The 12,942-nt window shown below is 38.5% G+C and carries 11 protein-coding genes; 1 reads left to right on the top strand and 10 read right to left on the bottom strand.

The annotated features are described in order from the left end of the window. The first annotated feature begins 32 nt into the window (after positions 1 to 32). Positions 33 to 2,495 (top strand): hypothetical protein, encoded by a 2,463-nt coding sequence (locus H7A25_06800; GenBank protein MCP5499595.1) that lies wholly within the window; start codon positions 33 to 35, stop codon positions 2,493 to 2,495. Positions 2,496 to 2,592: 97 nt separating this feature from the next. Here the strand turns inward: H7A25_06800 and H7A25_06795 are convergent, their stop codons facing one another. The 10 genes from H7A25_06795 to H7A25_06750 form a co-directional block, all read right to left on the bottom strand. Then, a complete protein-coding gene (locus tag H7A25_06795) occupies positions 2,593 to 2,880 on the bottom strand; it encodes a DUF2934 domain-containing protein (protein ID MCP5499594.1) in 288 nt (95 codons plus the stop codon). Between the two features lie 53 nt (positions 2,881 to 2,933). After that, complete coding sequence (locus tag H7A25_06790; protein ID MCP5499593.1) at positions 2,934 to 3,881, bottom strand: sigma-54-dependent Fis family transcriptional regulator; 948 nt, start codon at positions 3,879 to 3,881, stop codon at positions 2,934 to 2,936. Further along, positions 3,862 to 4,542: a DNA-3-methyladenine glycosylase 2 family protein gene (locus H7A25_06785; GenBank protein MCP5499592.1), complete on the bottom strand. Its 681-nt coding sequence runs from the start codon at positions 4,540 to 4,542 to the stop codon at positions 3,862 to 3,864. Before H7A25_06785 ends, H7A25_06790 begins: the two co-directional genes overlap by 20 nt. After that, a complete protein-coding gene (locus H7A25_06780; GenBank protein MCP5499591.1) occupies positions 4,503 to 5,702 on the bottom strand; it encodes a cyclic nucleotide-binding domain-containing protein in 1,200 nt (399 codons plus the stop codon). Before H7A25_06780 ends, H7A25_06785 begins: the two co-directional genes overlap by 40 nt. A 153-nt stretch (positions 5,703 to 5,855) precedes the next feature. Continuing rightward, positions 5,856 to 6,569, bottom strand: a complete 714-nt coding sequence (locus tag H7A25_06775; GenBank protein ID MCP5499590.1) for a hypothetical protein — start codon at positions 6,567 to 6,569, stop codon at positions 5,856 to 5,858. A 102-nt stretch (positions 6,570 to 6,671) separates the two neighbouring features. After that, a complete protein-coding gene (locus H7A25_06770; protein MCP5499589.1) occupies positions 6,672 to 8,012 on the bottom strand; it encodes a restriction endonuclease subunit S in 1,341 nt (446 codons plus the stop codon). Beyond that, positions 8,009 to 8,584 carry a hypothetical protein gene (locus tag H7A25_06765; GenBank protein MCP5499588.1) on the bottom strand — a complete coding sequence of 192 codons (576 nt, stop codon included), beginning with the start codon at positions 8,582 to 8,584 and terminating at the stop codon, positions 8,009 to 8,011. The genes H7A25_06770 and H7A25_06765 overlap by 4 nt, the downstream gene beginning before the upstream one ends. Further along, positions 8,571 to 8,888, bottom strand: coding sequence for a virulence RhuM family protein (locus tag H7A25_06760; protein ID MCP5499587.1), 318 nt, complete (start codon positions 8,886 to 8,888; stop codon positions 8,571 to 8,573). The genes H7A25_06765 and H7A25_06760 overlap by 14 nt, the downstream gene beginning before the upstream one ends. A 61-nt stretch (positions 8,889 to 8,949) precedes the next feature. Beyond that, positions 8,950 to 10,386 (bottom strand): N-6 DNA methylase, encoded by a 1,437-nt coding sequence (locus H7A25_06755; GenBank protein ID MCP5499586.1) that lies wholly within the window; start codon positions 10,384 to 10,386, stop codon positions 8,950 to 8,952. Next, positions 10,386 to 12,827, bottom strand: a complete 2,442-nt coding sequence (locus H7A25_06750) for a DEAD/DEAH box helicase family protein (protein ID MCP5499585.1) — start codon at positions 12,825 to 12,827, stop codon at positions 10,386 to 10,388. The genes H7A25_06755 and H7A25_06750 overlap by 1 nt, the downstream gene beginning before the upstream one ends. Between the last annotated feature and the right edge of the window lie 115 nt (positions 12,828 to 12,942).

Below are 12,942 nucleotides of genomic sequence, written 5' to 3'. Positions count from 1 at the left end.
GGCTTATTTTATCAATCAGCCCGGAGAAACTTATGCCTGAAGAAAGACAAAGAGAACGTGACCTTATTTTATCACCCAATGAATATGCCTTTATTTCTGACCAGACCAAGGGTAATATCAATGTTTACGTAGGACCCTATAAAGCGAGCTTATCTACTACCGACCAACCCATTACCTTTGATATGAAATCCAAGCGCTTTGAAAAGTGTATCCTGGAAACATCCATTCTTCCTTTTGCTATTGCACCGGAAGGCTGGTATTTGACCCTAAAAAACCCATCCAAAGATGATTCTCATCCAAAAACCGGTACTGTCAATAGTATGCTGGAACTCAATGTCGGTCATAAGATTAATATACCGGGTCCGGTTTCATTTGCTCTCTGGCCGGGGCAAATGGTGGCTGTTGTAAAAGGGCATCATTTACGCTCCAACCAATACCTTCTGGTTCGGGTATATGATGAAAAAGCAGCAAGAGAAAACTGGAATAAAGCCGTTATAAAAAGTCAATCCGAAGATGAGAGTGGAAGTAGTCAGTTCGATGTTAGTAAACTGACTCTCGGAAAGCAAATCATTATAAAGGGAACCGATATTTCTTTTTATATTCCTCCAACCGGTATTGAAGTAGTGAAAGGCGAAAAAGGGGAATATATTCGTAAAGCTGTAACCCTCGAACGTCTGGAATACTGTATTCTTTTAGATGAGAACGGAAACAAGCGTTATGTTCGCGGACCGGAGGTCGTTTTTCCGGAACCTACCGAGTCTTTTATTGAAACCGATGGAATCCGTAAATTTCGAGCCATCGAGCTGAGTGAAATCAAAGGGCTTTATATAAAAGTGATAGCTCCCTACTCCGAAGGCGGAAAGGAGTATAAAGAAGGAGATGAACTCTTTATTACCGGTAATGATATGATGATCTATTTTCCGCGTAAGGAACATGCTATCATCAAATACGGAACCAATGAAATCCATTACGCGGTCGCCATTCCTGCCGGAGAAGCCAGGTACGTGATGAATCGTTTAACCGGGGAAGTGAGTCTCCATAGAGGCCCGGATATGCTCTTGCCGGATCCGAGAAAGGAAGTCATTATTCGCCGAATCCTCAGTGATAAGCAAGTAAGTTTATTATTTCCCGGTAATATTCGAGCCAAAGAAGTTAACGAAGAACTAAGAAAGCAATTGCAGATTCAGCAAGCCAAGGGTAAAGCTAAGAAGAAAGATTCGCCTATGCAGGAAATGGAAGAAATCCTGGCTGCCGATGATGAAGGCATGGGCACTATGGAAAAATTCTCAGGAGATACCTTCCAGAGAAATAGGGCCTATACTCCTCCGAGAACGATTACTCTCGAAACCAAGTATGATGGGGCAGTTTCCTTAAGTATTTGGACGGGTTATGCCATTATGGTGGTTGGAAAAACGGGAGAAAGAAAAGTTGTGGTCGGGCCCAAAACTTATCTATTAGAATATGATGAAGAAGTTCAGGTCTTTTCTCTTTCTACCGGAAACCCCAAGTCGGACGAAAATCTATTGCAGGATGTGTATCTCAGGGTTCTAAATAATAAAATCTCTGACACTCTTGAGGTGGAAACAAAGGATTTTGTCCGGGTATCTATTGCCCTTTCTTACAGGATGAATTTTGTAGAAGAGCCGGCCAAATGGTTTAATGTTGAGAACTACGTAAAGTTTTTAACAGACCGTTTCCGTTCCATTCTCAGAAGCAAGGTAAAGTCTTACACCATAAATGATTTCTATACCAATGCTTTTGAAATCATTCGCTCTACAATATTAGGAAGTGAATATAAGGGTTATCTTTTCCAGGAAAATAACCTGCATGTCTATGATACAGAAGTTTTGAATATTAAGATATTAGATACAAATATTGCCAAGTTACTGATGGAAGCCCAACAAACTTTGATACAGGAATCTGCAACTCTTACCCGTGAGAAATCACGTTTAGAAATTACCAAATTTTTGGAAAATATCAAGCAGCAAACAGCAAAAGCCCAGTACGGCACGCGTAAACTTCTGTATGATTATGATAAAGAGGAAGTGGAAAAGAAGAAAGAATTAGAAGTATCTAAGATTCTTTCCGAAACAGAAGCAGCCAAATTAAAGTTGAATAATGAGTATCAGGAAGAAGAAATCTATGGCAAAGTAAAAACTCTGCAATTAGAAAGAGAGAAAGTGAGTAACGAGCAGGATCTGTATTTTAGAACCAAACAACAGGAACTGAACGAAAAAGAACTGGCTGCCCAGATTCGTGCTGTTGCAGAAAAAGCAAAAGCGATTTCTCCGGATTTAATTGCAGCTTTGCAATCCTTTTCCGACAAAGAACTCTTACAAAAAGTGGCAGAGTCTATGTCTCCTCTGGCCATACTGGGTGGAGAGTCTGTATCTGATGTTTTTGCAAGACTTTTACAGGGAACGAAGCTGGAAAGCGTGTTCTTAAATATCGGTTCGGAAGGGATAGGAAAAATTATTCAGAAAAAATCAGAATAATCAACTAATAGTTTGTAGCGTCATGGAGAGTCATCTGCCATGACACTACAGATTTTAAAAGTTAGAAAAGTTAGAAAAGTTAGAATATATAAATATTCTAAATTTCTCCCCGGTTTAAAGCGAGAAGCCAGTGTTCAGCTTTCAGCCAGAATTCCAAATCCTTGTTTTGTGGACAGCCTTCCTTTTGCCAGAAGAAATAGGCAACTTCCTGTATCCTCTGTGCATCCGGTCTATCCTCTCTATAATAATCACAGGTACCCGTTTCAGAGTGAAAAGGGGGCTTTCCGAAAAAATCCTGCCTCCCGGCCACAAGCATTGTATAACGCAGACAATGTTCTTTTATTGGACAAAAGTCCCCCGTACATCTTAAAAAATCAGGACTCATAAGCTCCTCCTTACTTCCTTATTCCTTTTTATAGAACTACAATAACAAAATTCCTACAATCCCAAGTCTTTAATTTTCCTATACAGGGTTCTTTCGGAGATTCCCAGAAGTTTGGCTGCCTTTTCTCTGTTTCCGTCTACAAATTGTAGATTGATCTCTATAATATTTTTTTCATATTCGAAAAGACTTATACCCGGAACAATTTGAAGTTTTCCACCCGGCAGAGGTGCATCCGAAAGAAAACCGGGAGGAAGCTCTTTTAAACTGAGAGTTCTTTTGGAAGCAATGGCAACCATTCCTTCTAAAAGATTTTTTAGTTGGGCCACATTGGCAGGCCAATGATAGGTTCGTAAAAACTGGGCCAGATCGTCAGCCAGTTTTCCCAGGCTTTTATTATATTTTTTTGTAAATTCAGTTAAGAAAAAATTTACAAGAATCGGAATGTCCTCTCTCCTTTCCCGAAGTGGTACAATTTCTAATTTATATAAAGCTAAGATACGGAACAGTTCCGGTCGAAACGAATTATCTTTGAGTTTGTTCGCAATTACCGGTTTAGAAGAAAATAAATAGAATATATTTTTAAAGCTATACTCTTTCTTTTTATCTGAGAGAAAAAGCCCCCTATCTAAAAGACGATACAAAACATTCTGCTCTTTTTCGGACATGTTTTCAATACTATCCAAATACAAGCAAAGCGAATCTATAGTCGGGTTTTCCCCCCGTTTCTTTTGGATCTTTTTTTCTTTATCTAATTTCAGAATGAGGAGGTTTAATTCATCTTCCAGAGAGTAAGTATCAATCTTATAAAATATCGGATGGCTGTGTTCAAACCTTCGGTATAGAATTTCAGCCACATAGTCTCTACCCGTACCTTCCTCTCCGTTAATTAAAGTATGCAGGTTCGGAGAGGGATGTTTAATAATTCTCTCTTTCAGATGCCTGATAGAATTTGAAATTCCTAATATTTCTTGCTCTTTTTTCTTATTCCCAGGGTTCTTCATCCTGACTCTCCCAGAGATACCACGAAAGGATACTCCTGTAGGGTGAATATCGTTTTATATGAGTTTCAATTTCCGATTTGTTTTCTCTCGGTATGCCATAGATCTTTTCAACTCCCCGGCGAAGCCCCAGGTCTCCAATCGAAAAAATATCGAGACGGTTCAGGGCAAACATCATCACCATTTCCGCCGTCCAGGGTCCGATTCCCTTCACAGAACAAAGCTCTTTCTTTAGTTCATCATCTGCTAATGTCCGGAGTTTTTTTTCTGTCCATTCCCCGGAATGAAATTTATCCGCAATTCGTTTTAGAGTTCCTGTTTTTGTACGGGAAAGGCCCTGTTTTCTGCAAGTTTCTTCATCGATTGTTAAAAGGCTTAAGGGAGAAGGAGGAGTGTTTTTTCGTTTTACACCGCAGGCTTTAAATAATCTTTCCTGTATGGCTCTTGCTGCCTGTAGAGAGAGCTGCTGGGCAATGACAGATTTAATCAGTGTATAGTAAGCGTTACCTATGGATTGAAAACGACAATCTCCTACCGAATCGATTAATCCGGCTGTAGCCTTATCCCTTGCACATAAAAAGGATAAAGCTTCCTTGAAGTTGTAAACGATACCTTGTTTCAGATTTAGCGGTAATTCTTCTGGAGTTTTTTCTCCATCTGGGATTTTTTCTTATAATAATTCACCAGCTTTTCCAGCTCATGAAGATCCAGACAGCGAATTTTCCCCTGGTCTAATTTTAAAAACTTATTCTTAGCTAAAAGATCGAGAAATATTCTTTCATCCCGGTTTTCGGCCAGGCCAACCATTTTTAGAACATCGCGAACACCTACATCGTAAGTATGGGCGACTTTCGGTCCAACTTTAATACGGTTTTTCTCAACAAGGGTAAGTAGAGTATCGGCAATTCTTCCTGCCGGATCGGTAATCATAAGGTTAGCGAGCTGTTTATAAGCGTGCCAGATACGTTCTGAGAGCAGGGTAATAATCTTGGTCGCCAACTGGGGTTGTTTTTTTACCATTCCCTCGAAGTTTGCCTTATTAATAGCTAAGAGGTCCACATCTCCGAAGGCAATTGCAGAAGCCGAGCGGGGAGCATTGTCCAGAATAGCCATTTCTCCAAAAATATCCCCTTTCTGGAGTACAGCAAGCATGACTTCATTATTATCTACAATTTTAGTAATCTTTACTTTTCCATTTTGAATGATATAGAGTTCTTTTCCGGGCTCATGCTCACAGAAAATCATGGAATTATCTTTATAACGGCGGTTAAACTTGGTTAAATCAATGGGAGGAGTAGCAAAGGGCTGACCTAATCCCTGAAGTTTCATTTTAGCCTGGGTTAAAAACTTCCCATTCTTCATGTATTTCAGGTAAGCTTGAAAGGAATAAGTCGCGTGTTCTGTATTTCCCTGTGAATAGTAGTATTCTCCCATGTGATAAAGCTGGTTCAGGTCATCTACAGGGGCATTTCTAAAAGAAAGGCGTAAAATCGTCTGGTCAAACTGACGTAGCTTCATAGAGAAATAGCGGATAATCTTCATGGCTACCGGAGTATTCCTCTGGATGAGGGTTCCGAACTGGTCGAAACTGACCGCTATTAGAGAAACTTTTGTAAGAGAACGAGCTGTTTCGATTTGAGGGTGTTGACTCATAGCAGCCACCACACCGAAAAAGTCTCCGGGTCCTAAAATCTGGGTAGGTTCCTCACCGACAACCGGGTTTTCTCTTCCTACACCTACCTTCCCTTCCCTGACAATATAGAAATCGTTCGCTTCTTTTTTCCCTTCTACAATAATGTAGGAGTTAGCAGGGAACGCTTGCATGTGAAATGAAGGACCAGCCATTAAAGCCTCTCTTTCTGTGGTTTTATTTGACAGTTAACCATAGCTACTGACGTTTTCTTTGTTTCAGATTCACTCCCAGAATTTTAAAAAACAATGGTATGTAAATTTAAAAAATCTCGGTTCCCTTTTTTTTTAATTTTTTAAGGGAATAGAATCAAGCGTTTTTCCATTTTCTTTTTTCTCATTATCCTGAAAATCATTTACAGGAAATTTTTCTTTTATTTCCTGATTTACCGCCGGTTCAGGAGAGCCCGTAAGCGGATTTTCTACTGTATTTTGTGTAATCTTTTGTTTGTTCTCTAAAATGTCCAGTTGCCTGAGTTCAATGTCGGCGTCTTTTGCCAGTTTAGAGGAAAACATCTGATTCTTTACATATTCCAGAATTTCTCTTCCCTTTTTCGTGTTGCCTATCGTAATCGATTTTCTGGCTGCTTCCAGATAAGCACTTAAACCGGACTCAGTAGTAGAATTATCCTTAAAAATCTTTAAATCGACCTCAATGGCTTTTTGCAGATCATCATTTTTTACATAAGCCTGGCTTAAAAGCTGAAGGGCTTCGAGCTGAGAAGGATGCTTGGGATAGAGCTGGGAATAAACCTTTAATTCTTCTATACAGGCATCAAAAAGCCCATCTTTGTAGTATTCATTGGCTTTATTAAAAGAATAGACCCCCTGCCAGTATCTTTGCTCTCCAAAAATTTTAATATAACCCCTGGTGGAGGAAACAGTGCTATCCTTATGACTTTGAATTCCCGGAAGCTTATTTTTGGCATCAACCCCATCCTGAGAAAACACGGAAGCGGAATAAAATACCAGGATACAAATAATTAAAAAACTTTGAAACATAGCCTTTTTAAATATCGGAAAAAAAATAGAAAACTTGGACTTTCTATCAGGATATTTTTATTTCAGGTTTGGATTTATTGCCCGGAAATGTTTCCATTCCAATCACCCGCGCAACGCTTCGCTTAAAACAACCTGCATCAAGCTTTCTGCATACTTTTCGCGTTTCTCCACTTCCTGTTCCAGCTCCTTCACCTGAGCAAACAACACATCCACCCGCCGCACGATTTCTTCCTGCTCGGCGAGGGGTGGGAGTGGGAGTAACGCATTAATAACTATATCCTGATTAATTTTTGGCATTGTTTTTTGTGCACCTTTAGCATTTGCTCTAAAGTAATTTCTCATATAAGGAGAAGACAACAAAAGATGTAAGCTTTTAGCTGAAATAATAACTGAACGAATTTTCATCATTAAATCCGGATAAATAAATTGAAAATCTTCTCTATCGTATACTGCACTCACTCCGACATAATCTAAAGAATTACTTCTTTGAATTAAAATATCTCCATTTTTTAACCAATATGGAGATTCTTTAGGAATAACTTCATCTATATATTTGTATTCATTTGAATTAAAAGTTCCCCAAGTTGTAGCTCCTAATTTTAAGCTCTTAATTTCTGTTGGATAGCTAACTTCTTTAGGTGAATAACCATTTTTTGGTTTGTCATCAATCACCACCCCCAATCTCGTCCAAACCCAACCCGCTGGCAAGTCAAAAGGTATCTCTTCCTGTTTTATCGGTGGTAACGGTTTCTGTTTTTTTATCTTGCCCTCGGCGATGAGCTTTTCTTTCTCTGCTTTGATTTGCTCCAAGAGTTCTCTGGCATTGCCTGCGTTTTTTCCCGCTTGGGTCTTTCGCCAATCTTCTGTTAGCTTTCCTGTGACAGCATCCTGCAAGATTGCCTGTTTAAGTTGCTTGATATAGGATTTTTGGTTTTGTATTTCGGCGGTAAGTTCTGTGTGCTGTGCTTGGATGGATTGCAATTTGGCTGAGATTCGCTTTTGTTCGGATAAGGGAGGTAGGGAAATTTCTAAAGGTAAAATATGCTTTGGTTTTACTTCTGTTTTAATACCACCGGGAATTTGTTCTTGTAATAATCGTAAAAATTCCGAACTTCGTAAAAAACTTTTAAAATAATCCAAATATAATTCTTTTTCGTTTAATGTATAGGAAGAATAATGAATAGTAGCAGATACTTCTTCCGTTCCATTATAAACTGCTAATGCACCTTTTGCAACATTGATTCCTGAAATTACAAAATCACCCGGTTTAATTAAAATCATATCCGTTTTTGATGGATTGTTTGATAAAAATATATTTCCAGTAAAATCAATTTTATCTATCCTTTGTAACTTTGAAATATAATCGTCATCAGGTTTATACCGTTCATTCCGTGCTGAAATCACATCCCCCAATTTCACCTTTCGCCATTCGTTTTTATTCATTGGATTTTTTCCTGTTTTCTGTCACGGGAATCATACACGGATTGCCATTTTTTTGGATTGTTTTTTATATATTTCCGTGTGTTATGTAATTCCGGTTCGGTTCGGATGACACGATCATAAAAACGGGATTGCCATTCAAATTCACAACCGATTTCTGTATGGATTCGATTGGTACAGGATGATTTAAATCCACGGACAATATGCGATATATTTTGGATATATACGTACGAATAATGCATCATCGTAGAGACGCATTGCAACGCGTCTCTACGATGATGCAACGCGTCTCTACGATGATGTTTATAATCAATTTGGATAATTCCATGAATATGGTTGGGCATGATAATAAATTCATCCAAATATATATTCGGACGCATGGATTGGGTTTTGTACCATTCATCGTGAATGATTTTTCCCACAGGATTTAATTCCATGATTCCATTTTTTATTTCACCAAAATAATGTTTTCTGTCCCTGGTGCATATCGTGATAAAATAATATGCCGGGCTGGTATAATCCCAATTCTTTTTTCGGGCAGATTCGATGCGGTATTTATTTTTATACAAAGACATTTATTTTCCCTTTGATGATGTATTCCCTCAGCCTTTCGGTAGCCCACTGGCGGAAACGAGTCGCAATAGACGATTTAATCCTGTAACCGACAGAGAGAATCATATCCAGATTATAATGGTCAATATCACGCGAAACCTGTCTTTTTCCCTCCTGTTGAACTATCCGGAAATTCCGGATAGTTGCCTCCGGTAGAAGCTCTTCTTCTGAATAGATGTTTTGAATATGTTCATTAACCGTTCTCACATCTTTTTGATACAACTCCGCCATTTGCTTTTGGGATAGCCAGACGGTTTCTTCTTCCATTCGGACATCGATCCGGGTATCTCCCAACTCGGTGGTATAAATGATAAACTGTGATGCAGGGTTATCCAACTTTCAATTCCTTTTGGATTACCTTCAAAATTTTATCGCTTTTGGAAAATGATTCTCCGAGCATGGAGATTAATTCCTTGCTGGTATACTCGTGCTCTTCTTCTTTTTTATTGGGGTTTTTTATATCGAGGTCATAACCGCGAGCTTCGATTTCCTTGATATTGACTTTCCAGCAAACTTCACTCTCTTTGCGTTTATTCCACCACTTCTTGATCGGGTCAAATTCATTCACCTGAATGGGTTTAGTTTTGCTGTAGGACTTTTGACCTTCGGGCAGGGTATGTTCATAATACCAAATATCCTTTGTAGGTGTTCCTTTTTCAAAAAACAATAAATTTGTTGCTACCGAAGCATAAGGCTGAAAGACCGAATTTGGCAGCCGAATGATTGTATGTAAATTGCACTTCGTCATCCAGAGTTCCCGTATCCGCTGTTTAACGCCATCACCGGTAAGCGAGCCATCCGGTAGAACAATAGCAGCCCGTCCACCTTCTTTCAATAGATTGATAAATAGCACAAGAAACAAATCCGCACTTTCTTTTGTCCTGTAGTTCAAAGGAAAGTTCTTTTCGTATCCTTCTGTCACTACTCCACCAAAAGGAGGATTGGCAAGGATGATGTCTACACGATCTTTTTCTTTGTATTCCGTAACTGGTTTGTCCAAAGAGTCCCTTTCTTCAATCGAAGGAAGAGCCACATCGTGCAAAATCATATTCGTAACTGCTAACATATACGGAAGAGGTTTGAACTCTATACCCATAATATTTTTTTGGATAGAGTCTCTCTCCTTTGTAGTCTTTGCTAAAGTTTTCAACTTCTCTACACAGGCAGATAAGAAACCACCGGTTCCACATGCCGGATCCAAAACTTTTTCACCGATTTTTGGGTCTACTATATCGGTCAAAAACTGGGTTATAGCTCTCGGTGTATAAAACTCTCCACTCTTTCCCGCACTTTGCAATTCTTTGAGCATGGTTTCATAAATATCACCAAAAACATGTTTATCCTTTGCTCTGTTAAAATTAATTTCATCCAGTTTGTAGATTACCTTTTTCAAAAGCGTGCCGGACTTCATATAATTATTATTTCCTTCAAACACATTCTTGAGAAGTTTGACTCTTTCGTTTCCGGTGCTTATATCCAACTCTTTTAAATCTTTAAATAATCCCTGATCAATAAAGGTTAAAAAATCTTCCGCTTTTTCGGTATCTGCATATTTCTTAATATTCTCCCAATGATATTTTTCCGGTAAGGGTGACTTATACTTTCCATTGGAAGTGAACTGTAATTCTTTATCCTTATCACTGAAGATTTTTAAAAAAATCATCCAGCCAAGTTGTTCCAATCTCTGTGCATCACCGTTCAAGCCTGCATCCTGACGCATAAAATCCCGAATCGATTTTAAAACACCCGAAATATTAACTGACATTAAGCCACCTCATAAATATAGTTTTCTATTTCTTTAATTGTCTTGTTATAATCCTCAAGTCCACCAAATTCTTCAATGATTTCCATCGGTGAACCGTATTCACTAAAAGGTTCTAAATAAAGAACCTCACCACTTTCCAGATTTTCAAATCCACCATCGGAATATTTATCAATCAGAGCGTCTATCACCTTGCGGGCGGTTTCTCCATACTTGGTAAAGTAGTTTCTTTTCTTGACGTTATTCGCTCTTTCCCTTCTGGTCAATGGAGGCATATCATAAGCTATATGACAGATAAGATCAAAAATATCTACATTCTTATCAACAGCTTTTTTAAGCTCTTCGATAAGGACACCATCCGCTTCGAGTTCTTTGATAATGGCGGTTTTTCTTTCTACAGAGTTCCACTTTTTCAAGAAAGCTTTGAGTGTTTTGAATTTCTTCTGGATGATAGGTTTTGTATAATCCACCAAACTTTCTGTAATAGGCCTTCCTTCTCTATCAAAGAAAAGATTTCTTTCCAAAAGAAGAGTGACGTTAATTCCATTCACATATACTTTTTCTTTTTTGGGTGGTCGTGGTGGTTTAGGCGATTTTGTTGAAGAATGTGCTTTTATAAGACCGGGGTTTTTCTTCTCTGATTCTAAAGAATCCTTATCATTTTCCAAAGAACCTTCCTCTTCAAAATCGGAAAGGTCTTCATTTTCTGTACTAATTTTGATTTTAACAGGTTCTCCATCAAACTCCTCATCTTCAAATAATTTGGTAACATTTCTAAAATCTAATATTGTAAAATATCTCTTATCATAATCTTCATCAATCCTCGTACCACGACCGATGATTTGCTTAAACTCTGTCATCGACTGAATGTTACTATCCAAGACAATTACCTTACAGGTTTTTGCATCTACTCCTGTTGTCAATAGTTTGGAAGTGGTAACAATTGTGGGATATGGCTCTTCGGGATTGGTAAAATTATCCAGTTCCCTTTTGCCTTCCTCATTATCCCCGGTAATTTGCATAACGTATTTATCATTCGATCTACAGATGTCCGCATTTGCGTTGATAAGTGCGGTCGTCATTCCTTCGGCGTGTTCTATATCCACACAAAAAAGGATCGTTTTCGCATAACGTTGTTTATTGCCTTTTAGATATTCGGTGATTTTTTGTGCAACTACTTTCCTGCGTTCTTCTACTACAAGATTTTTATCAAAATCTTTCAGGTTATAGATCCTATTTTTAACCGGTTTGCCTTTTTTATCCAAATAACCTTTCGGTGGTTGCCAACCATCCTTATCAATATTTAACGTTAAACGAATCACTTTATAAGGAGCTAAAAAGCCGTCATTGATTCCCTGTTTGAGCGAATAGGTATAAACAGGATCACCAAAATATTCAATATTGGAAATCTTTTTTGTTTCTTTAGGAGTCGCGGTCATACCGATCTGGGTTGCCGATTGGAAATAAGTTAGTATTTCTCTCCAAGCACTATCAGCTTTGGCACTTCCCCTATGGCACTCATCCACGATAATCAAATCAAAAAAATCTCTCGGAAAATCTTTATAAGCATCTTCGATTCCGTCGGCATCGCTTAAACCCTGATACAAACCGAGATAAATCTCATAAGCCTTGTCGGAAGAATCAATGCCTCTTTTCTTGTTGGAAATTAACCTTTGTTTTCCGCCCTGCTCAATTACTTTTTTCTTGATAACCGTCAGGTTGTCTTTGAAGTGTTTAAAATCTCCCCTGCGTGTCTGATCAATCAATGCGGTTCTATCTGCCAAAAACAAAATCTTTTTCTTGCTACCATTTTTCCAGAGACGATACGCAATCTGAAAAGCGGTATAGGTCTTTCCGGTTCCTGTTGCCATGACAAGCAAAAGCCGGTTTTTTCCTTTGGCAATTTCTCGAATTACTTTGTTGATAGCAACCTGTTGATAATACCTCGGCTTTCTATCGCTACCATCAAAATAAAAGTCCTGCTCAATCACTTTTACCTGTTTTTCTTCTGTTATCCCATGATAGATTTTGTATTTTTCCCAGAGTTCTTTTGGCGAAGGAAATTCATCCATAGATAGTTCTGTTTCGATTTCTCCATCGGCTACAGTTTTATCATGAAAGATAAAGGACTTTCCATTCGTGCTAAAAACAAAGGGCACATCCAGCATAGAAGCATAATCCAATGCCTGCTGCAAACCCTTTCTGGCAGATTGATTTTCTTCCTTTGCTTCAATGATAGCAATAGGAATATTGGGTTTGAAATACAAAACATAATCCGCATATCGGGCATCTTCTCTCCGTGTCAAAGTGCCATTGACTAAAATTTTCCCATCGGTCAGCTTTACTTCCATGCCAACCTGTTTTTCAAAATCCCATCCCGCTTTTTTCAAAGCCGGATCAATTAATTTTTCTCTGGTTCTCTTTTCTTTTGGAGAGGTTTTCATGGTTTGTTTTGTGATTTCCCCTTCTATAGATGTTCCGGAATACTGTACAGCAGAAAATTTTATAGGTGGAACTTTTAAAATTCCAGAATCTGCAATATATCCTTTAGCATCGACA

The organism is Leptospiraceae bacterium (assembly GCA_024233835.1).
Lineage (GTDB): Bacteria > Spirochaetota > Leptospiria > Leptospirales > Leptospiraceae > JACKPC01.
This window is presented reverse-complemented; position numbering and strand designations above follow the sequence as displayed.